At 68.5% G+C, this 18,969-nt stretch carries 15 protein-coding genes, 1 tRNA gene and 1 pseudogene; 8 read left to right on the forward strand and 9 right to left on the reverse strand.

The window, feature by feature from the left end; translation table 11 throughout:
* Positions 1 to 183 precede the first annotated feature (183 nt).
* Both ACFWR9_RS04790 and ACFWR9_RS04795 read left to right on the forward strand, forming a co-directional pair.
* A pseudogene (locus ACFWR9_RS04790) lies at positions 184 to 564 on the forward strand (helix-turn-helix domain-containing protein); the annotation flags it as partial.
* Between the two features lie 55 nt (positions 565 to 619).
* Positions 620 to 1,537, forward strand: coding sequence for a tyrosine-type recombinase/integrase (locus ACFWR9_RS04795; protein WP_383835531.1), 918 nt, complete (start codon positions 620 to 622; stop codon positions 1,535 to 1,537).
* Positions 1,538 to 1,874: 337 nt separating this feature from the next.
* On the opposite strand, the gene ACFWR9_RS04800 is transcribed toward ACFWR9_RS04795, so the two are convergent.
* The 9 genes from ACFWR9_RS04800 to dnaA all read right to left on the reverse strand — a co-directional run bounded on the left by ACFWR9_RS04800 (position 1,875) and on the right by dnaA (position 14,743).
* Positions 1,875 to 1,951 (reverse strand) — tRNA-Ile (locus ACFWR9_RS04800).
* A gap of 99 nt (positions 1,952 to 2,050) precedes the next feature.
* Positions 2,051 to 2,767 carry a DUF3566 domain-containing protein gene (locus tag ACFWR9_RS04805; protein WP_383835535.1) on the reverse strand — a complete coding sequence of 239 codons (717 nt, stop codon included), beginning with the start codon at positions 2,765 to 2,767 and terminating at the stop codon, positions 2,051 to 2,053.
* 18 nt (positions 2,768 to 2,785) lie between these two features.
* On the reverse strand, positions 2,786 to 5,380 hold the full coding sequence (gene gyrA, locus ACFWR9_RS04810) for a DNA gyrase subunit A (protein ID WP_383835538.1): 2,595 nt from the start codon (positions 5,378 to 5,380) through the stop codon (positions 2,786 to 2,788).
* A gap of 42 nt (positions 5,381 to 5,422) precedes the next feature.
* Positions 5,423 to 7,483, reverse strand: coding sequence for a DNA topoisomerase (ATP-hydrolyzing) subunit B (gyrB, locus tag ACFWR9_RS04815; RefSeq protein WP_383835541.1), 2,061 nt, complete (start codon positions 7,481 to 7,483; stop codon positions 5,423 to 5,425).
* Between the two features lie 456 nt (positions 7,484 to 7,939).
* Complete coding sequence (locus ACFWR9_RS04820) at positions 7,940 to 8,503, reverse strand: DUF721 domain-containing protein (protein WP_383835544.1); 564 nt, start codon at positions 8,501 to 8,503, stop codon at positions 7,940 to 7,942.
* Positions 8,500 to 9,621: a DNA replication/repair protein RecF gene (gene recF / locus ACFWR9_RS04825; protein ID WP_383835547.1), complete on the reverse strand. Its 1,122-nt coding sequence runs from the start codon at positions 9,619 to 9,621 to the stop codon at positions 8,500 to 8,502. Before recF ends, ACFWR9_RS04820 begins: the two co-directional genes overlap by 4 nt.
* A 32-nt stretch (positions 9,622 to 9,653) precedes the next feature.
* Entirely contained in the window at positions 9,654 to 10,529 is an 876-nt protein-coding gene (gnd, locus tag ACFWR9_RS04830) for a phosphogluconate dehydrogenase (NAD(+)-dependent, decarboxylating) (protein WP_383835551.1), read from the reverse strand.
* 287 nt (positions 10,530 to 10,816) lie between these two features.
* Positions 10,817 to 11,947 (reverse strand): DNA polymerase III subunit beta, encoded by a 1,131-nt coding sequence (dnaN, locus tag ACFWR9_RS04835; RefSeq protein WP_383835954.1) that lies wholly within the window; start codon positions 11,945 to 11,947, stop codon positions 10,817 to 10,819.
* 888 nt (positions 11,948 to 12,835) lie between these two features.
* Entirely contained in the window at positions 12,836 to 14,743 is a 1,908-nt protein-coding gene (gene dnaA / locus ACFWR9_RS04840; RefSeq protein ID WP_383835554.1) for a chromosomal replication initiator protein DnaA, read from the reverse strand.
* 375 nt (positions 14,744 to 15,118) lie between these two features.
* Between dnaA and rpmH the strand changes: the two genes are divergently transcribed.
* From rpmH to rsmG, 6 genes are all read left to right on the forward strand, one after another.
* A complete protein-coding gene (gene rpmH, locus ACFWR9_RS04845; RefSeq protein ID WP_064728817.1) occupies positions 15,119 to 15,256 on the forward strand; it encodes a 50S ribosomal protein L34 in 138 nt (45 codons plus the stop codon).
* Positions 15,257 to 15,277: 21 nt separating this feature from the next.
* Positions 15,278 to 15,649: a ribonuclease P protein component gene (gene rnpA / locus ACFWR9_RS04850; protein WP_383835558.1), complete on the forward strand. Its 372-nt coding sequence runs from the start codon at positions 15,278 to 15,280 to the stop codon at positions 15,647 to 15,649.
* On the forward strand, positions 15,646 to 16,020 hold the full coding sequence (yidD, locus tag ACFWR9_RS04855; protein WP_383835561.1) for a membrane protein insertion efficiency factor YidD: 375 nt from the start codon (positions 15,646 to 15,648) through the stop codon (positions 16,018 to 16,020). Before rnpA ends, yidD begins: the two co-directional genes overlap by 4 nt.
* A 3-nt stretch (positions 16,021 to 16,023) precedes the next feature.
* A complete protein-coding gene (gene yidC / locus ACFWR9_RS04860) occupies positions 16,024 to 17,322 on the forward strand; it encodes a membrane protein insertase YidC (protein ID WP_383835564.1) in 1,299 nt (432 codons plus the stop codon).
* A 15-nt stretch (positions 17,323 to 17,337) separates the two neighbouring features.
* Positions 17,338 to 17,850 (forward strand): R3H domain-containing nucleic acid-binding protein, encoded by a 513-nt coding sequence (locus ACFWR9_RS04865; RefSeq protein ID WP_122616558.1) that lies wholly within the window; start codon positions 17,338 to 17,340, stop codon positions 17,848 to 17,850.
* Between the two features lie 124 nt (positions 17,851 to 17,974).
* Positions 17,975 to 18,694: a 16S rRNA (guanine(527)-N(7))-methyltransferase RsmG gene (gene rsmG / locus ACFWR9_RS04870; RefSeq protein ID WP_383835568.1), complete on the forward strand. Its 720-nt coding sequence runs from the start codon at positions 17,975 to 17,977 to the stop codon at positions 18,692 to 18,694.
* The last annotated feature ends 275 nt before the right edge of the window (positions 18,695 to 18,969 follow it).

Below are 18,969 nucleotides of genomic sequence, written 5' to 3' on the forward strand. Positions count from 1 at the left end.
GCTCCGCAAGCGGGTCCTCCTCGCGGCGCGAGACCGTTCATGATCGCGGTTGTGGTGACCCTCCGTGGCCTGAGCACGGAAAGTGATCCAGAACCTGAACCGTGACCCCCTATCGGTCGATGAAAAGTGACCCCTTCCGTGATCAAGTGATCAGTCTGGCTCCATGGGAGTCAGGTGGAAGAGGTGATCGGTGTGGAGGACTGGGCTGAGATCCGGCGGCTCCACCGTGCGGAGGGCATGTCGATCAAGGGGATCGCGCGGCATCTGGGGATCGCCCGGAACACCGTGCGGCGGGCTGTGGCCAGTGATGATCCGCCCACGTACCGGCGGGCGCCGAAGGGCTCGATCGTGGACGCGGCGGAGCCGGCGATCCGTGAGCTGCTGGCTGAGTATCCGCGAATGCCCGCGACGGTGATCGCCGAGCGGGTCGGCTCGGAACGGTCGTTGTCGGTGCTGAAGCGGCGGGTCCGGGAACTGCGTCCGGTCTACCTTCCGGCGGATCCGGTCTCGCGGACGGCGTATCAGCCCGGCGAGCTGGCCCAGTGCGATCTGTGGTTCCCGCCGGCGGACAAATGAGAAGCTCGGCAAGCTCCAGGACCAGGAACGTAACGGCATCCCCGTGCCCTCCCGGTCCTGGACGCTCGGCGAGTGGCTGGCCTACTGGCTGGAGCACATCGTCTCGCCGGAGCGCGAGCACAACACGTACGTGAAGTACGAGTCCAAGGTGCGGCTGTACCTGCTGCCTCACCTCGGCAAGAAACCGCTGGTCAAGCTCACCCCGGCGCAGATCCGGGCGTTCATGGCCACGCTGACCCGGGAGAAGGTCGGCGCCTCGGCCCGCTTCGAAGTCCTGCGGGTCCTCCGCAACGCCCTCAACCGGGCCATGCGCGAGGAGCTGATCACGCGGAACGTCGCTCTCCTGGTCGACATGCCCAAGGTCAGCAAGGACAGGGGCACAGCGTGGAACGCCCGCGAGGCGATCGCCTTCCTGCGCTCCGTGCGTGCCCACCGGCTCTACGCGGCCTGCGTCCTCGTCCTGGTCCTCCGGCTCCGCCGCAGCGAGGTGCTCGGGCTGCGCGGGCAGGACATCGACTTCGAGGCCGGCCGCTTCACCCCGGTCAAGCCGGTGCAGCGGGTCAAGGGCGTCGGCCTGGTCCTCAAGGACCTCAAGACGGAGCCCTCACAGGCCGTGCTCCCGCTCCCCGAATTCTGCGCCCGTGCCCTGGGGGAGCGCCGGGAGCTGCAAGAGCTGGAACGGAAGATCGCCGGTGAGCACTGGTCGCAGGACCCGGACCATGACCTGATCTTCTCCTCCGAGCACGGCGGCATGATCGACCCGGTGGGCTTCTCCCGTACCTTCGATCGGCTCGTCAAGCGCGCCGGCGTCCGCCGGATCACGGTCCGCCTCGCCCGGCACACCTGCGGGACCCTGCTGGCCCTTCCTGAAGGTGCACCCCAAGGTGGCTCAGGCGATCCTCAGGCACAGCCAGATCAGCATGACCATGGACGTCTACACGCACGTCGTCGGCGACAGTGAGCGCGAAGCGGTGGGCATGCTCGCCGAACTCCTGGAAGATCCGCTCATTGGCTGACGTGCCCGCTGGATGGGCGGCGGCGGAACCTGCTGCGCACCCACATCACGCCGAGAACCACTGCGGCAACCACGGAAAGAAAGATCGCCCCAAGGACCACTGTCACTCCGGCTGAGATCACGAAGATCGCCCACCACGGCGGATCGCCTTCCACAGTCCTCCTCAGCGAGACATGCGTACCAAGCACGACGCCGGGGAGCTGGGGCTGGTTCCGTGACCGCCGTTGATGTCAGCCATGGATGTCAAAGACCCCCAGCCGCTACCGACTGAGGGTCTTCTCGCTGGTGGGGCTAACAGGATTTGAACCTGTGGCCTCATCCTTATCAGGGATGCGCTCTAACCAACTGAGCTATAGCCCCGCCGCGCTCTGCGGTGTACGTCCCGCGCGCTGACTCCTGAAGATTAGCGCACGAGGAGGGCAGTCCCAAAATCGGTTGTCGCGGGTCCTGGAGGGACGATCACTCGTCCTCGGCGAGCGTCAGCTCCACGCCTCCGACGAAGCCGGCGGACAGGTTGTAGATGAACGCGCCGAGGGTCGCCAGCGCCGTCGCGAGGACGACGTCGATGACGGCGATGACCGTGGCGAACAGCAGCACGTTGGGCAGCGACAGGAACGACTGCAGGTCGAAGCCGTTGGACTCGTTGGATCCGGTCGCCTCGGAGATCGTGCCGCCGACGGTGGAGAAGACGCCCATGGCGTCCATGACCATCCACAGCACGGCGGACGCGACGATCGTGCAGATCCCGAGCGCGATGGAGAGCAGGAAGCTGACCTTCATCACCGACCACGGGTCGGCCTTCGACACGCGCAGACGTGCCTTCCGGACCCGCGGCGTGGTGCGCGCGCCGGTGCGCGGGCGGCGCACGGCGGACGCGTTGCCGCCCTGGGTCTGGTAGGCCTGCGGCGGGTGGTACGGCCCGCCGGGCTGCTGGGGCTGCCGTTCTCCCGGCAGTGGCGAGGCCGCCTGCTGAGTCTGCTGGCCTCGGGTGTCCGTCACAGTTCCCCCCTGGGATCCATGCGTCTGGGACGTGTGCGAGTCGGTCGCGCCGTCGTCGATCTTGCGAAGCTGAGTCGTGTGCGGATCGGCCGCACGCGCGGCGGAGCCACGGCCGCCGCCGCCCGTTTCCGTACCCCTGGAGGTACCGGCCGATCCGGCGCCCGTGGCTCCGCTCACGATGACTCTCTCCTCGTGCTACCCGGCCGAGGGCGCCTCGCCCTCGTCCGTGCCGGTGGTCGCGGCACTCTCGGCGGTCTCGTCGTCGACGACATCGCCGTCGACCTCCTCCGCCTCGCGTCCCGCCTCGGCGTTGCGTGCGATGCCGACGACGGCATCGCGCTTGCCCAGATTGATCAGTTGAACGCCCATGGTGTCACGGCCGGTCTCCCTGACTCCGCTGACTCGCGTACGAATCACACCGCCCGAGAGCGTGATGGCGAGGATCTCGTCGTGCTCCTCGACCACCAGCGCGCCCACGAGCGACCCACGGTCCTCGACGATCTTGGCGGCCTTGATACCGAGGCCGCCGCGGCCCTGGACGCGGTACTCGTCGACGGAGGTGCGCTTCGCGTACCCACCGTCGGTGGCAGTGAACACGAACGTACCGGCTCGAACAACATTCATCGAGAGCAGCTCGTCCCCTTCGCGGAAACTCATGCCCTTGACACCCGAGGTGGCTCGGCCCATGGGACGCAGCGTGTCGTCCGACGCGGTGAACCTGATCGACTGCGCCTTCCTGCTGATCAGCAGGAGATCGTCCTCGGCCGAGACCAGTTCGGCCCCGATCAGTTCGTCGTCGGCACCGTCCGCCTGCTCGCGCAGGTTGATGGCGATCACGCCACCGGAGCGCGGCGAGTCGTAGTCCTTCAGCGACGTCTTCTTCACCAGGCCCGCCTTGGTGGCCAGGACCAGGTAGGGCACCGCCTCGTAGTCGCGGATCGCGCGGATCTGGGCGATCGTCTCGTCCGGCTGGAAGGCCAGCAGGTTCGCCACGTGCTGCCCGCGCGCGTCCCGGCCGGCGTCGGGCAGCTCGTACGCCTTCACCCGGTAGACGCGGCCCTTGTTGGTGAAGAACAGCAGCCAGTGGTGGGTGGTGGACACGAAGAAGTGGTTGACGATGTCGTCTTCCTTGAGCTTCGTGCCGCGTACGCCCTTGCCGCCGCGCTTCTGGGCGCGGTAGTCGTCGGTCTTGGTGCGCTTGATGTAGCCGCCCCGGGTGACCGTGACGACGATGTCCTCCTCGGCGATCAGGTCCTCGATGGACATGTCGCCCTCGTACGGGATCAGCTTGGTCTTGCGGTCGTCGCCGTACTTCTCGACGATCGCCGCCAGCTCCTCGCTGACGATGCCGCGCTGCCGGACCGGGGAGGCCAGGATCTCGTTGTACTCGCGGATCTTCGCCAGGAGTTCGTCGTGCTCCTGGACGATCTTCTGGCGCTCCAGGGCCGCCAGCCGGCGCAGCTGCATCTCCAGGATCGCGTTGGCCTGGATCTCGTCGATCTCCAGGAGACCCATCAGGCCGTGGCGCGCGATCTCGACGGTGTCGCTGCGCCGAATCAGCGCGATGACCTCGTCGATGGCGTCCAGGGCCTTGAGCAGACCGCGCAGGATGTGCGCCCGCTCCTCCGCCTTGCGCAGGCGGAACTTCGTACGCCGGACGATGACCTCGATCTGGTGGTTCACCCAGTGGCGGATGAACGCGTCCAGGGAGAGGGTGCGCGGCACACCGTCGACCAGGGCCAGCATGTTGGCGCCGAAGTTCGACTGCAGGTCGGTGTGCTTGTAGAGGTTGTTCAGGACGACCTTGGCGACCGCGTCCCGCTTGAGAACGATGACCAGGCGCTGGCCGGTGCGGGACGATGTCTCGTCGCGGACGTCGGCGATGCCGCCGACCTTGCCGTCCTTCACCAGGTCGGCGATCTTCTGCGCGAGGTTGTCGGGGTTGGTCTGGTACGGCAGCTCCGTGACCACCAGGCACTGGCGGTTCTGGATCTCCTCTACCTCAACGACCGCGCGCATGGTGATCGAACCACGCCCGGTGCGGTACGCCTCCTCGATGCCCCTGCGGCCCACCACCAGGGCGCCGGTCGGGAAGTCGGGGCCCTTGATGCGCTCGATCAGCGCGTCGAGCAGCTCCTCGTGCGAGGCCTCGTAGTTCTCCAGGTACCACTGGGCGCCGGCGGCGACCTCGCGCAGGTTGTGCGGCGGGATGTTGGTCGCCATGCCGACCGCGATGCCGGCCGAGCCGTTGATCAGCAGGTTCGGGAAGCGGGCGGGCAGGACGGTCGGCTCCTGGGAGCGGCCGTCGTAGTTGTCCGTGAAGTCGACGGTCTCCTCGTCGATGTCGCGGACCATCTCCATCGACAGCGGCGCCATCTTGCACTCGGTGTAGCGCATGGCCGCCGCCGGGTCGTTGCCCGGCGAGCCGAAGTTGCCGTTGGAGTCGACCAGCGGCATCCGCATCGACCAGGGCTGGGCGAGCCGGACCAGGGCGTCGTAGATGGAGGAGTCGCCGTGCGGGTGGTAGTTGCCCATGACGTCGCCGACGACACGGGCGCACTTGTAGAAGCCGCGCTCGGGGCGGTAGCCGCCGTCGTACATCGCGTACAGCACGCGGCGGTGCACGGGCTTGAGGCCGTCACGGACGTCGGGCAGCGCACGCGAGACGATGACGGACATCGCGTAGTCGAGGTACGAGCGCTGCATCTCCGTCTCGAGCCCGACGGGCTCGACACGCATCGCCAGGGCGTCGCCCTCGGGCGTCGTCACAGGGGTGTTCTCGTCGGTCATTGCTGGTGAAGGTCCTTCCTGGTGCGGTCAGCTGAGACCGACTCAGATGTCGAGGAAGCGGACGTCCTTGGCGTTGCGCTGGATGAACGCGCGCCGGGCCTCGACGTCCTCGCCCATCAGCACCGAGAACAGGTCGTCGGCCTGTGCGGCGTCGTCGAGCGTGACCTGGCCGAGGACGCGGTGCTCCTGGTCCATGGTCGTGATGCGCAGCTCCTCGGCGTTCATCTCACCGAGACCCTTGAAGCGCTGCACGGAGTCCTCGCGGATGCGCTTGCCGGCCTGGCGGCCCATCTCGATCAGCGCGTCGCGCTCACGGTCGGAGTACGCGTACTCGAAGTCGTCCCGGCCCCACTTGATCTTGTACAGCGGCGGGCGGGACAGGTACACGTGCCCGGACTCGACCAGCGGCCGCATGAAGCGGAACAGGAAGGTCAGCAGCAGGGTGTTGATGTGCTGGCCGTCGACGTCGGCGTCCGCCATCAGGATGATCTTGTGATAGCGGAGCTTCTCGATGTCGAAGTCCTCGTGCACGCCGGTACCGAACGCGGAGATCATCGCCTGGATCTCCTGGTTCTGCAGGATCCGGTCGATGCGCGCCTTCTCGACGTTGAGGATCTTGCCGCGGATCGGGAGGATCGCCTGGTACTGCGGGTTCCGGCCGGACTTGGCGGAACCGCCGGCGGAGTCGCCCTCGACGATGAAGATCTCGCACTTGGTCGGGTCGTTGGACTGGCAGTCTGACAGCTTGCCCGGCAGCGACGCCGTCTCCAGCAGACCCTTGCGGCGGGTCAGGTCACGGGCCTTGCGGGCCGCCACACGCGCGGTGGCCGCCTGGATGCCCTTGCGGATGATGTCCGCCGCCTCGTTCGGATTCCGGTCGAGCCAGTCGGCCAGGTGCTCGTAGACCACGCGCTGGACGAAGGTCTTGACCTCCGTGTTGCCCAGCTTGGTCTTGGTCTGGCCCTCGAACTGCGGCTCGGCCAGCTTCACCGAGATGATCGCCGTCAGACCCTCGCGGATGTCGTCACCCGTGAGGTTGTCGTCCTTCTCGCGCAGCAGCCGCTTGTCGCGCGCGTACTTGTTGATGAGCGAGGTCAGCGCCGCACGGAAGCCCTCCTCGTGCGTACCGCCCTCGTGGGTGTGGATGATGTTGGCGAACGAGTAGACACCCTCGGTGTAGCCGCCGTTCCACTGCATCGCGACCTCGAGGGACAGGTTGCGGTCCCTGTCCTCCGCCTCCAGGTCGATCACGCTGGGGTGCACCACCTCTCCCTTGCGGGAGTTGAGGTACTTCACGAAGTCGACGATGCCGCCCTCGTAGTAGTACGAGACGGCCTTGACCTCGTGCTTCTCGTCCTCGCCCGCCTCGTCCGCGCCGGCCGTGGCCTTCGCCGACTCGCGCTCGTCGGTGAGGTTGATACGCAGGCCCTTGTTGAGGAACGCCATCTCCTGGAAGCGCCGCGACAGCGTCTCGAAGGAGTACTCGGTGGTCTCGAAGATGTCCGGGTCGGCCCAGAAGGTGACCGTCGTACCGGAGTCCTCGACCGCCTCGTGCTTGGCGAGCGGGGCGGTGGGGACGCCCAGCTTGTAGTCCTGGGTCCAGCGGAAGCCGTCGCACTTGATGTCGACGGACAGCCTGGACGACAGGGCGTTCACGACGGAGACACCGACGCCGTGCAGACCACCGGAGACCGCGTAACCGCCGCCGCCGAACTTGCCGCCCGCGTGCAGCACCGTCAGGACGACCTCGACGGCCGGCTTCTTCTCGACGGGGTGGATGCCCACCGGGATGCCACGGCCGTTGTCGACGACCTGGACACCGCCGTCGGCGAGGATGGTGACGTCGATGGTGTCCGCGTGGCCGGCCAGTGCCTCGTCGACGGAGTTGTCCACGACTTCCTGCACCAGGTGGTGCAGGCCACGTTCACCGGTCGAGCCGATGTACATACCGGGTCGCTTGCGGACCGCGTCCAGACCCTCGAGCACGGTGATGGCACTGGCGTCGTACGAGGCGGAGGCCGCGCCGTTCGAAGTGCTCACCACGTCGTTCACGCCGGTGTCGGTGGACGGGTTGTTCTCGTTGGGGTTGCCGGAATCGGCCACGAAGCGCCCTTTCTGGCACAGCACGAGCCGGGCTCGTCGGCGGGTTGCCGGAGCGGCTGCGGCATGTTGCGTTGGTAAGCCTTGATCAGCGTTGCTCAGCTAGTCCCGAACGGTCCCCACGTTCGGGGCGGGATTCTCTCCCAGTCTACCGGTACCACTGACACTGATGGGGGTTTGCCGGTACCTGAGTCCGCACGTGCCGCCCTGAACCAGGCTCGTCCGACTCCCGATATGCAGAAGGGGTCCTCAAGAGGCTCACAACGGCACTCAGCGCTTCGAGGCGTCAACCCTTGGCTACTTGGGAGTCAGATCGTGATTCACCCTCACGCGCGGTGGTACGCCTCAGCGGCCGCCGACGGTTCACACCGATCATCAGCGCCCGAATATGTGAGGTACATCACCCATGTGTGACGGGGTGCCAGATCGCCCGCCCCTCACCCGTGGATCACCCGCCGGTCACCCGTAGGTGTCGCCCGGACCCTGGCTGCCGGGCGCGCGCAGCGGGCCGTAACGGCGCCCGGGGCCCCCGGAACCGCCGGGGCCCAGCACCTTGATCATCCGCACCGAGCCGTGCCCCAGGTCCTCGTTGAGCCGGGCCACCAGGGTCGGCGCCAGCAGCCGCAGGTTCGTCGCCCAGGCCGTCGAGTCGCAGCGCACCACCAGCACCCGCTCGTCCTCGTCGTACCGCTCCGGCACACAGTGCTTGGCCACGTCCTCACCGACGATCTGCGGCCAGCGGCCCATGACCCCGCCCACCGCGGCGGGCGTCTCCCAGCCGCGCTCGGTGATCAGCCGGTTGATCGCCGACCCCAGCGCCATCGGGTCCCGGCCGTCCGCCCGCGCCCCGGAGCGCAGGCCGCCGCGCCGCGCCTGCTTCTTCTGCTGCGCCGCGTCCCCACGCGCGCGTGCCGCCTCCCGCGCCGCCCTGAGCGCCACGCGCGCGAGGTCGACGCCGGACGGCTCGGGATTCTTTCCCCGGGTCCCGGACTGCTCCTCCGGGACCGGTTCGTCGGTGCTCATACGCGCTCCACCGTGCCCTCCGCGACCGTGAACCGCGTCCCCGCCAGCACCCGCGGCACGTCGTCGTCGACCGCGGCCGTCACCAGCACCTGCTCGCCGGGCGCCACCAGCTCGGCCAGCCGCTCCCGGCGCCGCGCGTCCAGCTCGGCGAAGACGTCGTCGAGGACCAGGACGGGCTCGTTGCCCTCGGCCCGCAGCAGGTCGAACGAGGCCAGCCGCAGCGCCAGCGCGTACGACCAGGACTCGCCGTGGGAGGCGTACCCCTTGGCGGGCAGTGCACCGAGTTTGAGAAGCAGATCGTCCCGGTGCGGCCCCACCAGGGTGACGCCCCGCTCGATCTCCTGCTTGCGCGCCTCGGCGAGCGCGGCCATCAGCTGCTCGTACAGGTCCTCGCGCGTGTGCGCCTCACCTGGCGCCGACGGCTTGTACTCCAGGGCGACGGGACCGCCGCCCGGGGCCAGCTGCTCGTACGCCTTGTCGGCCAGCGGCTGCACCGCGGCGATCAGGTCGAGGCGCTGGGCGAGCAGCTCGGCGCCCGCGCGCGCGAGGTGCTGGTCCCAGACGTCGAGCGTGGACAGGTCCATCGTGCGGCCGCCGTGCCGGCGGGCGAGCGCGGCCGACTTCAGCAGGGTGTTGCGCTGCTTGAGGACGCGGTCGTAGTCGGAGCGCACCCCGGCCATGCGCGGGGAGCGGGCGGTGATCAGCTCGTCCAGGAAGCGGCGCCGCTCCCCGGGGTCGCCCTTCACCAGCGACAGGTCCTCGGGCGCGAACAGGACGGTGCGCACGACGCCGAGTACGTCACGGGGCCTGACCTGCGAGGACCTGTTGAGGCGGGCCCGGTTGGATTTGCCCGGGTTCAGCTCCAGCTCGATCAGCTGCTGCCGCTCGCCCTGTCTGACCTGGGCGCGGATCACGGCGCGCTCGGCGCCCATGCGCACCAGGGGCGCGTCGGAGGAGACCCGGTGGCTGCCGAGGGTGGCGAGATAGCCGACCGCCTCGACCAGGTTCGTCTTGCCCTGCCCGTTCGGGCCGACGAAGGCGGTGACGCCCGGGTCCAGGGGCACCTCGACCCGGGCGTACGAACGGAAGTCGGCCAGCGACAGATGCGTGACGTGCATGGTCGTTCGCCGACCTCCCCAACTGGTGGTGCCTACTTCTTCTCGACCGCGTGGCCGCCGAACTGGTTGCGCAGCGCGGCGATCATCTTCATCTGCGGGGAGTCGTCCTGCCGGGACGCGAACCGCGCGAACAGCGACGCCGTGATCGCCGGCAGCGGCACCGCGTTGTCGATCGCGGCCTCCACAGTCCAGCGTCCCTCACCGGAGTCCTGTGCGTAACCCCGCAGGTCGCCGAGGTGCTCGTCCTCGTCGAGCGCGTTGACGGCCAGGTCGAGGAGCCAGGACCGGATCACCGTGCCCTCCTGCCAGGACCGGAAGACCTCGCGGACGTTCTCCACTGAGTCGACCTTCTCCAGCAGCTCCCAGCCCTCGGCGTAGGCCTGCATCATCGCGTACTCGATGCCGTTGTGGACCATCTTCGCGAAGTGGCCCGCGCCGACCCTGCCGGCGTGCACGGCGCCGAAGTCGCCCTCCGGTTTGAGGGCGTCGAAGACCGGCTGCACCCTGGCGACGCTCTCCGCGTCGCCGCCGTACATCAGCGCGTAGCCGTTCTCCAGGCCCCACACGCCGCCGGAGACGCCGCAGTCGACGAAGCCTATGCCCTTGGCTGCCAGCTCCCCGGCGTGCTTCTCGTCGTCCGTCCAGCGGGAGTTGCCGCCGTCCACGACGACGTCGCCGGGCTCCAGCAGCTCGCCGAGCCGGTCGACGGTGGCCTGGGTGGCCTCGCCGGCCGGGACCATGACCCAGACCACGCGCGGGGCGCTGAGCTTGCCCACAAGCTCTTCCAGGCTGTGGACGTCGGCGAGGTCCGGATTGCGGTCGTATCCGACGACGGTGTGGCCCGCGCGGCGGATCCGCTCGCGCATGTTGCCGCCCATCTTGCCGAGGCCGACGAGACCGAGCTCCATCAGTTGCTTTCCTTAGGTGTGCGAGGTGGCAAGGCGGCACCTCCGTACCCGCCGGATGCGTGCCGCGGCACTTTCGTACCCGCGCCGAGCCTAAACCCGGACGCCCGTGCACAGCTGTGGGCATACGCGCTCAGACGTACGCCCCCACCTGCGGGTTTTCCTCACCCTGTGGACAACCGACGGTGCCGCGGCCCGCTCAGCCGCTCAGCCGCACCGGCATACTGCGATCTTGTGGGGGACGACCCCCACACCCCCAGCAGGCAGCCGCCCGGCGGCGACCGAACGGCTCAGCCGCTCAGCCGCACCGGCATGATCAGGTACTTGTAGGCCTCGTCCGCCTCGGCGTCCAGCGCGGGCTTGCCGCTGAGCAGCGCGGGCTTCGTGGACGTCGTGAAGGACAGCTGGGCCACCGGGGAGTCGATGGCACTCAGACCGTCCAGCAGGAAGGTCGGGTTGAAGGCGATCGAGATGTCGTCGCCGTCCAGCTGGGCGTCGACCCTTTCCACAGCCTGTGCGTCGTCGCTGGAACCGGCCTCCAGGATGAGCACGCCCTGCTCGAAGCTGAGCCGCACCGGGGTGTTGCGCTCGGCGACCAGGGCCACGCGCTTGACGGCCTCCACGAAGGGGGCGGTCTCGATCACGGCGACGCTGTTGAACTCCGTCGGGAACAGCGTCTTGTACTTCGGGAGGTCGCCCTCCAGGAGACGCGTCGTCGTCCGGCGGCCGGCCCCCTCGAAACCGATCAGGCCCTCGCCCGCGCCCGAGCCGGACAGCGCCAGGATCACCTGGTCACCGCTGGTCAGCGCCTTGGCGGTGTCCTGGAGCGTCTTGGCGGGCACCAGGGCGACCGCGGAGACCTCCGGGTTCTCCGGCTTCCACAGGAACTCGCGGACCGCGAAGCGGTAGCGGTCGGTCGAGGCCAGCGTCACCGAGTCGCCCTCGATCTCGATGCGCACACCGGTGAGCACGGGCAGCGTGTCGTCGCGGCCCGCGGCGATCGCGACCTGCTGCACGGCCGAGGCGAAGACCTCGCCGGGGACCGTGCCCGTCGCCTCCGGCATCTGCGGCAGCGCCGGGTACTCCTCCACCGGCAGGGTGTGGAGGGTGAACCGCGAGGAGCCGCAGACCACCGTCGCCCGTACACCGTCTGTGGAAATCTCCACCGGCCGGTTGGGGAGGGCGCGGGAGATGTCGGCGAGCAGGCGGCCGGAGACGAGCACCGTGCCCTCCTCCTCGACCTCGGCCTCGACCGACACCCGCGCGGAGACCTCGTAGTCGAAGCTGGACAGGCTCAGCTGCCCCTCCTCGGCCTTCAGCAGCAGGCCGGCGAGGACCGGCGCCGGCGGACGGGCCGGGAGGCTGCGCGCCGCCCAGGCCACGGCCTCCGCGAGTACGTCGCGTTCCACCCGGATCTTCACTGTTGCCGCCTCCTGCTGTTGCCGGCGCTGCTCGCTCTGCCTGGCCTTCGTCGTCTGGGTCGGTGTCGTCGTCCCCACGGGACCAGAACACCGGGGACCAGTCTGACGCACCCCACTGACAGTAGGTGCCCTTCGGGGTCAAGTCGTGACGAGGGACGGTCGGGCTCCGGAGAGCGAGTTGTGCACAGGACCCGCTTCGAAACGAATTCCGCTCTCTCTAAGGTCAGGAGTAGTAGTAGGGCCTGTGGATACGGTGGATAACCGCGTTTGCCCAGGTCAGAGCAGGAATTTTGTCCACTGGTCCTGTGGGCGGAGCCCGTGGACAACCGGCCATATCTGTGGAGAACAGAAAGTTCTGCACACTCCGTGCACAGGGAGAGGCGACTTCTCCCCAACGCCGTCCCCAGGTTTACCCACGTTTCCCACAGCCCAACCCGGCACCCTGATGTGACGCCTTTCACTCGACGCGGTGACAGGGCGCGTCGTGTTGCCGAACAGTGGACAGACATGTGGAGAAGCCGGAGATCGCTGGGGACAACCGGCTCCAGCCTGTGGGTTGCCCGTGGACAACTCGATGCACAGCTTGTGGACCGTTTCGTCGTCCACAGCCTGTGGAGATCGTTCGTCCACGAATCCACAGGGAGCTGACCTGCCCTGATGATCCCTCAACAGCCTGGCCTGTGGACAGGATCGGGACAACTTCCCAGTCCCCAAGGTGTGGACGGAAGAAAGTGGCCGAATCTGTGGAGGACGGCCGTAACCCCGCAGGTATTCGAACAGCGGGTGGGACGGGCGTACGACCCCCGGGCACGACGAAGGCGACCCCGGGCACGCGGAAGGCGCCCCCGGAGTGTCCGGAGGCGCCTTGGAGGCCGGTGTCGGCGGCCGTCAGCCGTTCTTGATGCGGTTGGTCAGCTCGGTCACCTGGTTGTAGATGGAGCGCCGCTCCGCCATCAGATTGCGGATCTTGCGGTCGGCGTGCATCACCGTGGTGTGGTCCCGGCCGCCGAACAGCGCGCCGATCTTCGGCAGCGAGAGGTCCGTCAGCTCGCGGCACAGGTACATGGCGATCTGCCGGGCCGTCACCAGCGCGCGCCCGCGCGAGGTGCCGCACAGGTCCTCGACGGTGAGGCCGAAGTAGTCGGCGGTCGCGCCCATGATGGCCGTGGAGGTGATCTCGGGCGCGGAGTCCTCGCCGCCCGGGATCAGGTCCTTGAGGACGATCTCCGTCAGACCCAGGTCGACCGGCTGCCGGTTGAGCGAGGCGAAGGCCGTCACCCGGATCAGCGCGCCCTCCAGCTCGCGGATGTTCCGCGAGATCCGGGAGGCGATGAACTCCAGTACCTCCGGCGGGGCGTTGAGCTGTTCCTGCACGGCCTTCTTGCGGAGGATCGCGATGCGCGTCTCCAGCTCGGGCGGCTGGACGTCGGTGGTCAGGCCCCACTCGAAGCGGTTGCGCAGCCGGTCCTCCAGCGTCACCAGCTGCCGGGGCGACCGGTCGGAGGACAGCACGATCTGCTTGTTGGCGTTGTGCAGCGTGTTGAAGGTGTGGAAGAACTCCTCCTGCGTCGACTCCTTGTCCGCGAGGAACTGGATGTCGTCGACGAGCAGGATGTCCATCTCGCGGTAGCGCTTGCGGAAGCTGTCGCCCTTGCCGTCGCGGATGGAGTTGATGAACTCGTTGGTGAACTCCTCGGAGCTCACGTAGCGCACGCGCGTGCCCGGGTAGAGGCTGCGCGCGTAGTGCCCGATGGCGTGCAGCAGGTGGGTCTTGCCGAGCCCGGACTCCCCGTAGATGAAGAGCGGGTTGTAGGCCTTCGCGGGTGCCTCGGCGACGGCGACGGCCGCCGCGTGGGCGAAGCGGTTGGAGGCGCCGATGACGAAGGTGTCGAAGAGGTACTTCGGGTTCAGGCGCGCGGTCGGTTCGCCCGGTCCGGTCGCCGGTGCCGGCTGTGCGGCGAGCGGACCGGGGGCGCCGGTGGCGGGACCGGGGCCGACGGGGCCGCCGCGGTGCACGCGCCCGGAGCCGGACGGGGGCTCGGGCAGGTCCCGGCGGGGGCCGCGCTGGTCGTATTCGCCGCGCGGGGAGTCGTAGCCGCCCCGGGACTGCTCGTAGTCACCGCGCGGCTTGTCGTAGTCCCCGCGCGGGGAGTCGTACGGCGGGCGCTCCGGGGGCTGCGGCCGGTAGTCCTGCTGGTACGTGTCGTGGGAGTACGGTGCCGGGTCCTGGCCGTACGGCTCCTGCGGCGGTGAGGCGTAGGGGTCCCGTTCCGGGAAGCCGAGGCGCTGCTGCTGCCAGCCGTAGTCGTCCTGCTGCGTCTGGCGCGGCCAGGAGCCGGGCTCGGGGCGCTGGTACTCCTGCGGGTAGGCGGGACGGGCGGTGGGCAGTTGGTCGGCGCGGTGGCGGCCGTATCCCTCGTACTCGTCGCGGCCCTGGCCGGGAGCGGGGAGCTCGGGCTCCTCGTAGCGGGGCTGCGGACGGCTCGGCGGCGCCTGCGGGGCGGGGCCGGCGGGCTCGCCCGCGGTGTCGTCGACGGTGATCGCGATCCGGATCGGGCGTCCGCACTCGCGGCTGAGGGTCTCACTGACGACGGGGGCGAGACGGCCCTCCAGTACGCCCTTCGCAAATTCGTTCGGGACGGCGAGCAGGGCGGTGTCGGCTACCAGCGCGAGCGGCTGGCAGCGCCGGATCCAGTGCTCGTCCTTCGACTCGACGCCCTGCCCGCGGCCTTCCCCGAGAAGTTGCTCCAGTACGCGTGGCCACACTGCGGCAAGATCGGCAGGTACGTCAGCCACAGGGCACGCTCTCTCACGAGTCCCTCGAAGGTGTGATTCGGGGACGGGTCGGGATGAAACTCGGGTGGGGCAGGGATAAGGGAACGAATCGGAGTCCGGCCACGGTAGTCAGCGCGGCCGGTAGGGTTCAAGTTGTTGTCCCCAGCCTGTGGACAAGTGTCTCCCGGTCACCGCTGGTTTGACCGAATGACGCAGTCGCACGTACCGTAACCAGGTCGAGTTGTCGATGGCTGCTGCCGCCTGCCTCCGATGGGCACAGGTCACGTCAAGGTGATCGAAAAGCGGTGCACTCGGGCGTAACGCGAGCTACTCGTGGGCGCACGGTGACAGCCAGGACGGCACCCCGCCAACCCCGATTCTTTCTGGAGCCCCCGAGTGAGCAAGCGCACCTTCCAGCCGAACAACCGCCGTCGCGCCAAGACCCACGGCTTCCGGCTGCGGATGCGTACCCGTGCCGGCCGCGCGATTCTCGCGACTCGCCGCAGCAAGGGTCGCACCCGTCTGTCCGCCTGATCCCGGTCAGGTCATGACATCGTGCTGCCCACCGAGAACCGGCTGAGGCGGCGCGAGGACTTCGCGACCGCGGTACGACGAGGACGCCGGGCCGGCCGCCCGGCCCTCGTCGTCCACCTTCGAAGCGGTGCCACGGACCCGCACGCGCCTGGGGAGAGCGCTCCCCCGACACGTGCGGGTTTCGTCGTGAGCAAAGCCGTAGGTGGCGCGGTGGTGCGCACCAAGGTGAAGCGGAGGCTTCGCCATCTGATGCGCGACCGGATCCACCTGTTTCCCCCCGGTAGCCTGGTAGTCGTACGAGCGCTGCCCGGTGCGGGTGACGCCGACCATGCACAGCTGGCCCGAGACCTGGACGCCGCCCTGGAGCGGCTACTGGGAGGGGGCGCGCGATGAAGTACCCGCTACTGGCTCTGATCAAGCTCTACCAGTGGACGATCAGTCCGCTGCTGGGGCCGGTGTGCAAGTACTACCCGTCGTGTTCCCACTACGGCTACACGGCCATCGACCGGCACGGAGCCATCAAGGGCACGGCGCTCACGGCATGGCGCATCCTGCGATGCAATCCGTGGTCGCTGGGCGGCGTGGACCATGTTCCGCCGCGCAAGCGTCCGCGGTGGCACGAAATGCTGCGTGACGCCTGGCGTGCACGTAAGGGCGGGCCCTCCGCCGCCGAACCGGCCACCGAAGGACGGACCGCTCCCGCGAGCCCCTCCGGTCCCTCGGGCCCGGCCGCAGAGACCTCGCCCCATGCCCAAGGAGCATGATTAGTGGACACGATTGCCAGCCTGTTCAGCTTTATCACCTGGCCCGTCTCCTGGGTCATCGTCCAGTTCCACACGGTGTACGGGGCGATCTTCGGACCTGACACCGGATGGGCCTGGGGCCTGTCCATCGTGTCCCTGGTGGTCCTCATCCGCATCTGCCTGATCCCGCTCTTCGTGAAGCAGATCAAGGCGACGCGCGGTATGCAGACGCTCCAGCCGGAGATGAAGAAGATCCAGGAGCGCTACAAGAACGACAAGCAGCGTCAGTCCGAAGAGATGATGAAGCTGTACAAGGAGACGGGCACCAACCCGCTCTCCTCGTGCCTTCCCATCCTGGCGCAGTCCCCGTTCTTCTTCGCCCTGTACCACGTGCTCAACGGCATCGCGTCCGGCGACACCGTCGGTGCGGTCAACCAGAAGCTCCTGGAGAGCGCGCAGCAGGCACACATCTTCGGTGCCCCGCTGGCCTCCAAGTTCTTCAGCAGCGAGAGCGAGGTCGCCGCCCTCAACGCCTCGCTGACCGACGTGCGGGTCGTCACCGCGATCATGATCGTGCTGATGTCCGCGTCGCAGTTCTTCACGCAGCGCCAGCTGATGACGAAGAACGTCGACACCACGGTGAAGACCCCGTTCATGCAGCAGCAGAAGATGCTGATGTACGTCTTCCCGGTCATGTTCGCCGTCTTCGGTGTGAACTTCCCCGTCGGTGTCCTCGTCTACTGGCTGACCACGAACATGTGGACCATGGGTCAGCAGATGTACGTGATCCGCAACAACCCGACGCCGGGTTCCAAGGCCCAGGCCTCCTACCTGGAGCGGCTGCACAAGAGCGTCACCGAGCACGGCAAGACGCGCGGCCGGGGTGAGCGGGCCGTCGTGAAGGCCATCGTCGCCAAGGGCCGGGACCGCAACGAGTTCGAGCGCAAGTTCATCAACGGTATGAACAAGGCGGGCCTGGCCGCCCAGCCCGACGGCAACGTGCTCAAGAGCGACACCGCCGTGGCCGCCCAGAGCGAGGACGGCGCGCCCGTCGCTACCGCGACGCCCAAGCGGCAGCAGCCCAAGCGCCAGAGCAAGTCGCAGCGTCAGTCCGCCAAGCCGGCCGGCGAGGTCGAGGAGAAGACCTCGCTCACCAAGTCCGACCAGCCGGAGGACGGCAAGCAGGGCGCCAAGCCCGCCGATGCCGCCAAGAAGTCCGGGCAGCAGAAGCCCGCCCAGCAGAAGGGCGGCGGCACCCGCAGCAAGGCCCAGTCCGGGCAGCGCAAGGGCCCGCAGCGGCCCAAGTCCCCGTCGAAGAAGTAAGAAGGAGTCCATCCCGTGACGGAAGGCACCACCTCCGCCGCTGCCGAGGGCGCAGACACCCTCTCCCGCCTTGAGCAGGAGGGCGAGATCGCCGCGGACTACCTGGAGGGTCTGCTCGACATCGCCGACCTCGACGGCGACATCGACATGGACGTCGAGGCCGACCGTGCCTCTGTCTCGATCATCAGCGACTCGAACAGCCGCGACATCCAGAAGCTGGTCGGCCGGGACGGTGAGGTGCTGGAGGCTCTGCAGGAGCTGACGCGCCTGGCCGTGCACCGGGACACCGGTGACCGCAGCCGACTGATGCTCGACATCGCCGGCTACCGGGCCCAGAAGCGTGCCGAGCTGTCCGAACTGGGCGCCAAGGCCGCGGCCGAGGTCAAGAGCAGCGGCGAGTCCGTGCGGATGAAGCCGATGACCCCGTTCGAACGCAAGGTCGTGCACGACGCCGTCAAGGCCGCAGGGCTGCGCAGCGAGTCCGAGGGCGAGGAGCCCGAGCGCTTCGTCGTCGTGCTTCCCGCCTGATCGGTTCTCTCGTTCTCCGGCCCCGTCTGTTGCGCAGGCGGGGCCGAGTTTTGTCAGCCTGATAGTTCTGGTGGTTCTGGCACCGGCGCCTGGTGCGCCGGAGCCGTACGGAAGGACGGTCCCCGTGACGGAGGCAGCGGAGCTTCCCCCTGTACCCGAGCAGGCACGTGACGTGTTCGGCGATCGCTACGCGGACGCGGTCCGCTACGCGGAACTGCTTGCCGAGGCGGGGGTGAAGCGCGGCCTGATCGGCCCGCGTGAGGTTCCCCGCCTGTGGGAGCGGCATCTGCTGAACTGCGCGGTGCTCTCGGAGGTCGTGCCCGAGGGAGTGACGGTGTGCGACGTCGGGTCGGGCGCCGGTCTGCCCGGGATCCCGCTGGCGCTGGTGCGGGACGACCTGAAGATCACTCTGCTGGAGCCGCTGTTGCGGCGCACGAACTTCCTGACCGAGGTCGTGGAGCTGCTGGGTCTGGACCATGTGACCGTCGTGCGCGGCCGGGCCGAGGAGGTCATGGGCAAGATGCCGCCGGTGCATGTGGTGACGGCTCGCGCCGTCGCACCGCTCGATCGCCTCGCCACCTGGGGGATTCCGCTGCTGCGTCCGTACGGCGAGATGCTCGCGCTCAAGGGCGACACGGCGGAGGAGGAGCTGAAGGCGGCGGCCACCGCACTGAGCAAGCTGGGTGCCGAGAAGACATCCGTCCTTCACGTGGGCGAGGGGGTCGTGGATCCCCTGTCCACCGTGGTGCGGGTCGAGGTCGGTGAGAGCCCCGGTGGTGTGCGCTTCGCCGCCAAACGGGCCAAGGCGGCCCGGACGGGGCGGATGCGTCGGCGTCGCGGATAGCGGTCCGGCCGGGCCCGTGAGGGGGTAGCACTGACCCGTCCTGGCGTCCGGCCGTACTCCACACAAGCTGCCAAACGTACGCATGCCGGAGTGTCGCGGGAGTTCGGCATCGCGTGCTGTGCATCGTGTTTCACGTGAAACGTCGCTCACTGCTGCACGGCATCATCAGTCGCGGGCGCGCGGCGGCCGCCCCCCCCCCCCCCAAACCTCTCGGGGGGCGGGGTGTGGGGGGGGGGGTGTTGACACAAGTTGTTTTTTTGAATCAAAAACACACC

It is taken from the genome of Streptomyces sp. NPDC058534 (assembly GCF_042717365.1).
Classification (GTDB): Bacteria; Actinomycetota; Actinomycetes; order Streptomycetales; family Streptomycetaceae; genus Streptomyces.

Excerpts from the sequence above, each read along its gene's own strand:
- gyrA (WP_383835538.1), bottom strand. The coding sequence starts at position 5,380 with ATGACCGACGAGAACACCCCTGTGACGACGCCCGAGGGCGACGCCCTG.
- ACFWR9_RS04820 (WP_383835544.1), bottom strand. The coding sequence starts at position 8,503 with ATGAGCACCGACGAACCGGTCCCGGAGGAGCAGTCCGGGACCCGGGGA.
- recF (WP_383835547.1), bottom strand. The coding sequence starts at position 9,621 with ATGCACGTCACGCATCTGTCGCTGGCCGACTTCCGTTCGTACGCCCGG.
- gnd (WP_383835551.1), bottom strand. The coding sequence starts at position 10,529 with ATGGAGCTCGGTCTCGTCGGCCTCGGCAAGATGGGCGGCAACATGCGC.
- yidD (WP_383835561.1), top strand. The coding sequence starts at position 15,646 with ATGAAGTACCCGCTACTGGCTCTGATCAAGCTCTACCAGTGGACGATC.